5 protein-coding genes and 1 pseudogene are annotated in these 9,787 nt (G+C 72.2%); 4 read left to right on the forward strand and 2 right to left on the reverse strand.

Translation table 11 applies throughout. The annotated features are described in order from the left end of the window. Window positions 1-34: 34 nt before the first annotated feature. Both IE312_RS01750 and lanL read left to right on the forward strand, forming a co-directional pair. Window positions 35-217, forward strand: a complete 183-nt coding sequence (locus IE312_RS01750) for an SflA family class IV lanthipeptide (RefSeq protein ID WP_189977589.1) — start codon at window positions 35-37, stop codon at window positions 215-217. Between the two features lie 2 nt (window positions 218-219). Next, entirely contained in the window at window positions 220-2,838 is a 2,619-nt protein-coding gene (gene lanL / locus IE312_RS01755; RefSeq protein ID WP_189977591.1) for a class IV lanthionine synthetase LanL, read from the forward strand. Between the two features lie 538 nt (window positions 2,839-3,376). On the opposite strand, the pseudogene IE312_RS44255 reads toward lanL, so the two are convergent. Continuing rightward, window positions 3,377-3,787: pseudogene (locus IE312_RS44255) on the reverse strand (PAS domain S-box protein); the annotation flags it as partial. A 246-nt stretch (window positions 3,788-4,033) separates the two neighbouring features. Further along, window positions 4,034-5,344 (reverse strand): MFS transporter, encoded by a 1,311-nt coding sequence (locus tag IE312_RS01765; RefSeq protein WP_189977595.1) that lies wholly within the window; start codon window positions 5,342-5,344, stop codon window positions 4,034-4,036. Window positions 5,345-5,388: 44 nt separating this feature from the next. Between IE312_RS01765 and IE312_RS01770 the strand changes: the two genes are divergently transcribed. Further along, complete coding sequence (locus tag IE312_RS01770; protein WP_189977597.1) at window positions 5,389-6,000, forward strand: TetR/AcrR family transcriptional regulator; 612 nt, start codon at window positions 5,389-5,391, stop codon at window positions 5,998-6,000. 660 nt (window positions 6,001-6,660) lie between these two features. Continuing rightward, a complete protein-coding gene (locus IE312_RS01775; protein ID WP_189977599.1) occupies window positions 6,661-9,045 on the forward strand; it encodes a phosphoketolase family protein in 2,385 nt (794 codons plus the stop codon). Window positions 9,046-9,787: the final 742 nt, after the last annotated feature.

Genomic DNA, 9,787 nt, shown 5'->3' on the forward strand with positions numbered 1-9,787 from the left:
TCCTCACGTGCAGGACAGACATTGGAGGCGTCACATGCCCGTAGCCGTGCCGGATCTTCTCAAGACCGACGGTTTCCGCGACGCGGGTCCGCTGGAGATCGATGACGAGACCATCGCGTTCGAGGACGACGACCGCGGGGACCGCGAGCACACGGCGTGTCTCGCCGACCCGTGGGTGACCGCCACCACCCGATTCGCCTGCGACCTGAACTCGTAGCGGTGGCCGTTTCCATCGCCGGCCGGGGTGGTTGGTCGGACGACACGTGGTCGTACCTGAACGATCCGCGTATGCCGGCGATGGAACACGGCTGGAAACTACACGTCTCGGCCCGTCCCGGCGACCTCGGCACCGTGACCCGGCTCGTCCTGCCGGTGCTGTCCCGGCACGTGTGCCACGCGAAGTTCGCCCGCGATCCCGACACGCTGCGCCGCCTCAACTCCGGTGTGGTGAGCGCGGGGTCGGTCGGCAAGGCGATCACCGTCTACCCGCTCGCCGGTACCGTGGTCGAGATCGCCCGGGAACTCGTCGCCGTACTGCGCGACCGGGAGGGACCGCGGGTCGTCAGCGACCGGCGGGTCGACCCGAGGGCCCCGGTCTACTACCGCTACGGCCCCTTCACCGGCGACTACCGCACCGGCCGCAGCGGGCGGCTCGAATCCGTCATGACCGGGCCGGACGGGCAGCTCTTCGACGGCCTGGCGGTCGGCCGCTACCGTTGCCCGCCCTGGGCCGAGGACCCGTTCGCAGTCCGTTCCGGACGCGGTGACGGACCGGCCGCGGCCGGCTTCGGCGGCGGACGCTACACGATCACCGCCGGCATCACCCGCTCACCCCGCGGCAACGTCTACCGCGCGGTCGACCGCACCACCGGGCGACCGGTGGTCGTCAAACAGGCCAGGGCCTTCGTCGGCGAGGACGAGTCCGGTACGGACGCCCGCCACCGGCTGCGCAACGAGTGGACCGTCCTCACCGCGCTCGACGGCGTACCGGGGGTGCCCCGCGCACTCGACTACTTCGCCCACCAGTCGGACGAGTACCTGGCGATGAGCAACTGCGGTGACCGCGACCTGCGCAGGGACGTCCTGCGCCACGGCCCCTTCCGCGACGACGGCACCCGGCCGGCGCGCGCCCTGTCCGTCCTCGCCTCCCGGCTCCTGCGGATCCTGGACGCGGTCCACGGCCGGAACGTGGTCGTCCGCGACCTCAAGCCCGACAACGTGGTGCTCGACGACTCCGGCCCCGGCCACTGCCACCTGATCGACTTCGGGATCAGCGAACGGGACGGCACCGGCCCGGGCGGAGCCACCCCCGGTTACAGCGAGCCGGTCCTGCCCGCGAGCGGACCGGCCCGCCCCGCCGATGACCATTACGCCCTCGGCGCGACCCTCTTCTTCGCCGCCACCGGTATGGACCCGGTGGTCGTCGACACCGACCACCGGGTCAACCGGGACCGGACCCTGGCCTGCCTGGCATGGGCCTTGCCCGGGGGCGCCCACCGGGAGATGCGGTCGTCGATCACCGGCCTCCTGAGTTCCGATCCGGCCGTCAGGGCCGCGGCCGCCGACCGCCTGCGCACCGGCACGGCCGGCACCGTGCCCCGGCCCGCACGCGCCCGGGCCGCGCACCGCCGCGCACACCCCCGGGTCGACAACGACCTGCTGGACGAGATCATCGAGCACACGACCGCGTTCTGCACGAGGGAAGCGGAGGCGATCGTGGACCCGGCCCGGGCCGCACGGCTCAACGTCCCGACCTCGATCGACGTCTACGGCGGCAGCTCGGGACTCGGACTGGAACTGCTCCACCACACGCACCGGCCGCACGTACGGTCCACCGTCACCGCACTGGCGCGGTGGACGGCGGAACAGTCCAGGAACCTGCCACCCGGCTTCTACACGGGGCGCACCGGCGTCGAACTCTTCCTCACCGAGGCGGAGCCCTGCGCGGGAGCGGGAGCGGTAGATGGAGCGGTACCGGTACCGGTACCGGTACCGGGGACGGACCAGGGCGCCGCGTCCGCGTACCCCGTCCTGCCGGGCCGCGCACCGGACGGCGGACCGCCGGAGGCGGACCTGATCGCGGGCGCCGCCGGCGTCGGCCTCGGCCGGCTCCTCCTCGCCCGGCACGCCCTCCGGTCCGGTCACCGGCACACCGCGGACCGGCACCTTGCCGTGGCCGCCGACTGCGACCGGATGCTGGCCTCCGGCACCGCCCGCCTGACCCCGGCCGGCCCGGACACCGCCGGCAGCGCCGCCCTGCGCGAGGGCGCCGCGCACGGTACGGCGGGCGTCGCCCTGTTCCTGCTCGAACACGGCGGTGTCACCGGCGACCCGGACGTGATCAGCCGTTCGGCGCAGGCGGCCGCACACCTGGCCGCCGTCACCCCGGACATCATCGCGGCCGCCGCCGAGCCGGGAGCCACCCGCCGTTACGGCTCCTGGTGCCGGGGCCTGGCCGGGATCGGGACCGTACTCGTCCGCGCCGCCGTGCGCCTCGACGAACCCGGCCACCTCGGCCTCGCCCAGCGGGCCGCGCGCGCGTGCGCCGCACTGGCACCGCGGATGCCACTGGTCACGCAATGCTGTGGCCTGGCCGGAGTCGGCGACCTGATGGTGGACATCGCGGAGGCGACCGGGGCGGAGGAGTTCCGGGACGCTGCCGAGACCGTCGCCCTGCTCATCCTGAGCCGTAGCGGTGGCACCTGGTCCCGCCCCGTGTTCCCGGACACCGGGCTCGTCCGGCCGAGCGCCACCTGGGCGGGTGGCTCCGCGGGTGTCCTCGCCTTCTTCCGACGGCTGCGCCACGGGGGCGGTCCCCGGCTCGGCCTCCTCACCTGACCGGGAACGGCCGAGCACGGCGTCCCTGGGGAAGCCGGGAGGTGACCGAGCGGGACCGTCCCCCTCGTTGTGGGTCCGCCGACGCCGGCGTGCTTCGTGCCCGCACGGGCGATGTTGACGCGCTGGCGCAGCTGCTGCTCCGCCCCGCCGAACGAGCCCTGCCGCACGCGCCGGACCAGGCGGCCCGCCAAGTCCACCAGGCACGGACATGCAGCGGTCGACAACCTCGGTGAGGCCCGCCGCTTCGTCGCCGCCTGTGCGCCACCACCTCCGCCCGGCACCGGCTCACCGCGGAGGCGCGGCGCCGGTCGGCTTCTGCCCGGGGTCGCCTACAGTTCGAGGCTGAACCAGGTCGTCTCTACCTGGTTCGTCGGCCGTACGCCCCAGTCGTCGGCGAGGGTGCGAACCGCGCCCGGACTCCTCGTCCTCCGCGGCGAGGCGCGGCTGGGGCAGGTGGGGGCTGCGGTCGCTGATCTCCACGGTGATGCCGGTGTCGGTGCGGCAGACATCCAGGCCGACGGGTCCGTGGGCGCGCTGTGGGGCTGAGGCTGATCTCGACGGGGAACTCGGTGCCGTCCTTGCGCAGGCCGCACAGGTCGAGGCCGGCGCCCATGGGGCGTACTTGGCGTACTTGCCGGTTGTGGGCGTAGCCGTTGCGGTGTGCGGTGTGGTGGGCGCGGAAGCGGCCGGGGACGAGGAGTTCGACGGGGTTGCCGAGGAGTTCTTCGCGGCGGTAGCCGAAGAGGGCTTCCGTCTGGGCGTTGACCAGGCGGATGGTGCCGGTGCCGTCGACAATGACCCCGGCGTCCGGGGCCGCTTCCAGCAGCCCCCGGAACCTTCCCTCGGCGGCGCCCGGGACGCCACCGGAAGCCCGGGTGCCGCACCGGCACGTGCCGGGTCCGGCGGTGCCGACGGGCTCAGGTGAAGCCGTCCCGATCAGGTCGTTCATTCCGTCCTCGCCTCCCAGGCTCACGTTCGGACAGGTCATTGCACCGCAAACCGCACGGTTCCGCCGTGACAAGTCGTGCAGTGACCCCCGCTGCCCGAACCTGCCCGCGGGCGGCGACCGCCCTGACCGTTCGTTGACGGCGTCCGCCCGGCCACCGGGGCAGTACGGCACGGTGCACATCCGTCTCGTGACCCCTCGGCGCCGTGCGGCACGGCCGGCCGGAGCGCACGCCTCTTCCCCCGCGCCTCACCGGTCACGCTCCGGCTCAGCCGCTCGTGCACCTCCCGTGCGCCGTCGGACCGTGTGACCCCTTGATCCCGTCGAGTCACCTGGTGCCGGAGTGCCGTGGCCGGCGGGACGCATGCTGATCAGGCTCGCGGCGAGCAGCAGAGCGCCCCCGATGTAGAAGGGGGCGCGCAGCCCGAAGGAATCCGCTTCCAGGCCGGCGAGAACGGCGCCGAGCGTGATCCCACCGCCGACGACCATCTGGTAGGCCATGCCCACGCGCCCCAGTAAGGAGGAAGGGACGAGTTGCTGACGGAGGGACACCGCGGTCACGTTCCATGCCAGGTTCGCCGCTCCGTACACAGCGATGCACGCGCCGGCGACGAGGCCCGAGGGAGCCGCGCCGGCAGCCACTGCGGTGCCTGCAGTGACCGCAGCGGTCAGCCGCAGCACCCGAGGTCCTCCGAAGCGGGCGGTCACGCGGGGGGTTCCCATGGCCCCCGCTACGCCTCCGATCGCGAAGCAGGCGACCAACAAGGCGAAGCCGAAGCCGGTCAGGCCCAGGGTCTGCCGGGCGTAGAGCACCAGAATGGCGATGAGGCCCCCGCTCGTGCAGTTGGTGATCGCGGACGTCAGGCAGAGGCGACGGAGCAGCGGCTGCTCCCAGAGCCAGCGCACTCCCTGAGCCGTGTCGTCGAGCAGGCTCTTCCAAGGGTTCCGTGTGCTGTGCGGCCGTGGGCGGAAGTCGCCGCCCAGCATCAGGGCGAGTACGGCAGCGGCCGCGAACGACACCGCATCGACGGCGAAGGGAAGCGTGGCGCAGACGCCGAAGAGCAGGGCGCCCAGCAGGGTGCCGAGGAGGGTGTCGGTGATGAGCGAACCGGACTGCAGGCGGGCGTTGGCGCGCGTCAGTTCCGCAGGGGCGACCAGCGTCGGCACGATGCCCGACCATGCTCCGCTGTAGAGAGTCTGTCCGAGCCCGAGCAGGAAGCCGATGCCAGCCAGCAGGAGCACCGTCATCGCGTCGACTGCCACTGCGACGGCGAGCGCCCCGACGGTCACGGCTCGGGCGGCGTCGACGACCCACAGTATGCGGCGGCGGTCGAAGCGATCCGCCAGGGCGCCCGAGAGGAGGCCGAACAGCAGCAGCGGCAGTTGCTCTGCCACATAGACGAGGGTGACTTGACGGGGATCGGAGGTGAGCCGGGCCGCGAGCAGAGGAAGAGCGACGAAGCGCATCCCGTCGCCGAGGCTGGAAACGGTCACCGAGGCCCAGACGCGCCGGAAGTCCGGCCCGAGCTTGGTGCGCGCGGTGCGTCCGGATAAAAACATGAACTAGACTCTGGTTCGGGTTCAGGGGCGTGTCAAGGAGTTCGATGTCCGGGGTGCATGAGCCGAGGCAGCGGCGCAGCCGAGAGAAGGTCGCCCGCATCCTCGAGGTGACGGCCTCTTTGCTGGAGACGACCTCCTACGACGATCTGGGCACCAAGGTGATCGCGGCCGAGGCCGGAGTGTCGGTCGGCGTGCTGTACCGGTACTTCGCCGACAAGGAGGCGATCGTCGCCTCGCTGATGCGCAGATGGCTTCAGCTGGATGTGCAGATCGCCGAACGCGTCACGGCCGAGCCGCTCCCCGAACGCTCGCAGGACCTGTTGGCGAAGCTGATCACCGCGTACGCCGACCGTTTCCGCGAAGAGCCCGGCTACCGTCGGATCTGGTACCACGGGCCGCGCATCGCGTCCCTGCGAGCCGACACCCAGAAGACCGACCGCGAGATCGCCGACCTGGTGCACCGGGCCCTCGTCCGCGGGTACGCGATGCCGGACACCGACACATCACGCCGACGGGGCCGGCTGGCCGTCGAGGTCGCGAGCACCCTCCTCGACCTCGCCTTCCGTGACGATCCCCTGGGGGACACGGTGGTTCTCGCCGACGCGGCGCTCATGATGGACCGCTACCTCTTCGCACCGGCGACCGGCGCGGACTGAGGCCGGCCACTCCGACGACGGATCGTCACCGCAGCGACGTGGGCGAGCACCGCCCTGGCCGACGTGATCGCCCAGGGCGGTATTTCCCGCTTCGAGTCCACGGTCGCTCAGGCCGAGAACCTGAACGCGGCGAGCGCGGGCGCGACGCCTGTCCGTCGGTCGTGGGGGCCCGGGGCGAGGTGCAAGCCCGGTGTGCTCCCGTACCTGTCCATCAGCGCGCTGTCCACGACGGCGGACCTGGTTCTGGTGGTCGTGACCGGTCCCGGTCGGCGCCGAGGAGCGCTGCGTTCCGGGGGTGGGGAGGCTCTGCTCCACGCGGCTCGGCTGCTCGGTCCGGAAGCGGGCGGTCGCCGCCGAGGGTGCCCACGAGCTCACGTGCGGGCCCCGGATACGGGACGGCCAGGTCCTGCCGTGCGACTGCACCGGGGGCCCTGGGGTTCCGCCGCGCCCGAGACGGAGCCGCACCCGGTGCTCGCTCAGCGCGCTGGGGCAGCGGCGCCGTGGCCTGGCCGGTCCGCCGGACGGATGCTCCGTTCGGTTGTGCGGGGCAGGTGTGGCCCGAACGGCCCTGCCGCGAACCCCGTGCGGCACCGGAGGGTGAGACGTGCAGGAACCGGTACGTACGGTACCCGGCCTGCCCCGACACCGAGAGGAACCCCGATGTCCGTCGACACGCGGCAGGCGCCCGCCCGGCTGGAGGACGACGAGCTGAGGTCGCTGGACGCCCACTGGCGCGCCGCGAACTATCTCGCCGTAGGCCAGATCTACCTCATGGCCAACCCCTTGCTGACGGAGCCTCTGCGCCCTGAGCACGTCAAACCACGGCTGCTCGGCCACTGGGGCACCTCGCCCGGCCTGAACCTGGTGCACACCCACCTCAACCGCGTCGTCAAGGCCCGCGGCCTGGACGCCGTGTGCATCTGGGGGCCCGGTCACGGTGGTCCGGCCGTGCTGGCCAACTCGTGGCTGGAGGGCTCGTACACCGAGACGTACCCGGACGTCACGCGGGACGCGGCGGGTATGGCACGGCTGTTCAAGCAGTTCTCGTTCCCCGGCGGGGTGCCGAGCCACGTCGCGCCGGAGACCCCCGGTTCCATCCACGAGGGCGGCGAGCTCGGTTACGCGCTCTCCCACGCCTACGGGGCCGCCTTCGACAACCCGGATCTGCTGGTGGCCTGCGTGATCGGTGACGGCGAGGCGGAGACCGGGCCGCTGGCCGCCTCCTGGCACTCCAACAAGTTCCTCGCCCCGGTCCACGACGGCGCCGTCCTGCCGATCCTGCACCTCAACGGTTACAAGATCGCCAACCCGACCGTGCTGTCCCGCCTGCCCGAGCACGAACTCGACGAGCTGCTGCGCGGCTACGGACACGCCCCCCTCCACGTCGGCGGTGACGATCCGGCGGCCGTCCACCGGGCGATGGCCGCCGCGATGGACGACGCGGTGGAGCGCATCGCGGCCATCCGGAGCAGCGCCCGCGAGGACGGCGTGGGGGAGCGGCCGCACTGGCCGATGATCGTGCTGCGCACCCCCAAGGGCTGGACCGGCCCGGCCGAAGTCGACGGTCTGCCGGTGGAGGGCACCTGGCGCTCCCACCAGGTCCCGCTGTCCGCGGTACGGGACAACCCCGAGCACCTGCGGCAGCTGGAGCAGTGGATGCGCTCGTACCGGCCGGAGGAACTGTTCGACGAGCTCGGCGCCCCGCGCCCCGACGTGCTCGCCTGCGTCCCCGAGGGCAGGAGCCGGCTGGGCGCCACCCCGTACGCCAACGGCGGCCTGCTGCTGCGTGAGCTGCCACTGCCTCCCCTGGAGAAGTACGCCGTCGAGGTCGACAAGCCCGGCGCCACCCTGCACGAACCCACCCGCGTCCTCGGTGACATGCTCCAGGACGTCATGCACGCCACCCGCGAACGGCGCGACTTCCGCCTCGTCGGCCCCGACGAGACCGCCTCCAACCGGCTCCAGGCGGTGTACGGGGCCAGCGGCAAGGCCTGGCAGGCGCAGGTGCTCGAGGTGGACGAGCATCTCGAGCGGCACGGCCGGGTGATGGAAATCCTGTCCGAACACACCTGCCAGGGCTGGCTGGAGGGCTACCTCCTCACCGGCCGGCACGGACTGTTCTCCTGCTACGAGGCGTTCGTCCACATCGTCGACTCCATGGTCAACCAGCACATCAAATGGCTGCGCACCACCCGCCGGCTGTCCTGGCGCGCCCCCATCGCCTCGCTCAACTACCTCCTCACCTCGCACGTGTGGCGCCAGGACCACAACGGTTTCTCGCACCAGGACCCGGGGTTCGTGGACCACATCCTCAACAAGAGCCCCGAGGCCGTACGGGTCTACTTCCCGCCGGACGCCAACACCCTGCTCTCGGTCGCCGACCACGCGCTGCGCAGCAAGGACTACGTCAACGTGATCGTGGCCGGCAAGCAGCCCTGCTTCGACTGGCTGTCGATGGAGGAGGCGAAGGTCCACTGCGCGCGGGGAGCCGGCATCTGGGACTGGGCGGGCACCGAGGACGGCACCCGGGAACCGGACGTGGTCCTGGCCTGTGCCGGTGACGTGCCCACCCAGGAGGTCCTGGCCGCCGCACAGCTGCTGCGCCGTGAGCTGCCCGGGCTGGCGGTGCGGGTGGTGAACGTCGTCGACATCGCCCGGCTGCTGCCGAGCGAGGAACACCCGCACGGAATGAGCGACTTCGCGTACGACGGCCTGTTCACCGCCGACCGGCCCGTCGTCTTCGCCTACCACGGCTACCCGTGGCTGATCCACCGCCTGGCCTACCGCCGCACGGGTCACGAGAACCTGCACGTGCGCGGTTACAAGGAGATCGGCACCACCACCACGCCGTTCGACATGGTGGTCCGCAACGACCTCGACCGCTACCGCCTGGTGACGGACGTCATCGACCGCGTCCCCGGCCTCGCGGTGCGCGCGGCGGCCGTACGCCAACGCATGGAGGACACCCGCCAGCGCCACCACGCGTGGATCCGCGAGCACGGCACGGACCTGCCCGAGGTCGCCGACTGGACCTGGGACGGCTGAGCGGCCTCGCTCCGCCCCGGCGGCCGGGCGGGCCGCCGGGGCGTGCGTGTCTCCCTCGTGGCGGGACGTCGGGGACAGCGGAACGGCCCGCTCGTACGCAGCACCGCCTCGTCGTCGGCGTCGAACTCCGGACCGCTCGTCTTGTCGGTCTGGTGCGCCATGCGCCTGACGCTGAGGAACCGCTTCCCGCCCTGTCGTCCCTGCCCTGTCGTCCCGGGCCTGCCGTCGCGGTCCGGTTCGACAACCCGTCACATGTGATGGCCGACAGCTGATCGGCCGCTCGGTGAATCGCTGCCCGTCCGCTCGGCCCCGTCGCGGCGTGCGTGAGGTCGAAGCACCGGGCGAGGGCCTTCCGCAGCGTTTGACAGACCCCTGCACAATGGCGCGTACTGGAAGAAGGGCTAGGACGAACAGCGACCAGAGCCTGGGCTCCCAGCGGCCATCCGCGCTGTGCAGCGGTGGTACATGGGGCGAGCTGCTCAGGGCCTCCCCCCTCGGATCGATGCCCTTCGCAGCCTTGTGGAACCTCTCGCGCCGCCCTGCACGGGCGAACGGCGCTGCACCACCAAGGGCGATCCTCCTGGAGACGGAGCCGGCAGGCCGGGGGCCGATGCGGCTCCAGCCATGAAGTGGGAACCGTCCTTCGTGCGCGCGCTCCGGCCGCGGTCATGGCGCGTGTCGAGCGCAGACCACCCCTCACGAGAGCGCCGACCGATCGCCTGTCACGCGTCCGGTGTCACGC

It is taken from the genome of Streptomyces capoamus (assembly GCF_014654935.1).
In the GTDB taxonomy this organism is placed as follows: Bacteria; Actinomycetota; Actinomycetes; order Streptomycetales; family Streptomycetaceae; genus Streptomyces; species Streptomyces capoamus.

What these genes read in the sequence shown, in the direction of transcription:
- IE312_RS01765 (WP_189977595.1), bottom strand. Translation starts at nt 5,344, where the DNA reads ATGTTTTTATCCGGACGCACCGCGCGCACCAAGCTCGGGCCGGACTTC.
- IE312_RS01770 (WP_189977597.1), top strand. Translation starts at nt 5,389, where the DNA reads ATGTCCGGGGTGCATGAGCCGAGGCAGCGGCGCAGCCGAGAGAAGGTC.
- IE312_RS01750 (WP_189977589.1), top strand. Translation starts at nt 35, where the DNA reads ATGCCCGTAGCCGTGCCGGATCTTCTCAAGACCGACGGTTTCCGCGAC.
- IE312_RS01775 (WP_189977599.1), top strand. Translation starts at nt 6,661, where the DNA reads ATGTCCGTCGACACGCGGCAGGCGCCCGCCCGGCTGGAGGACGACGAG.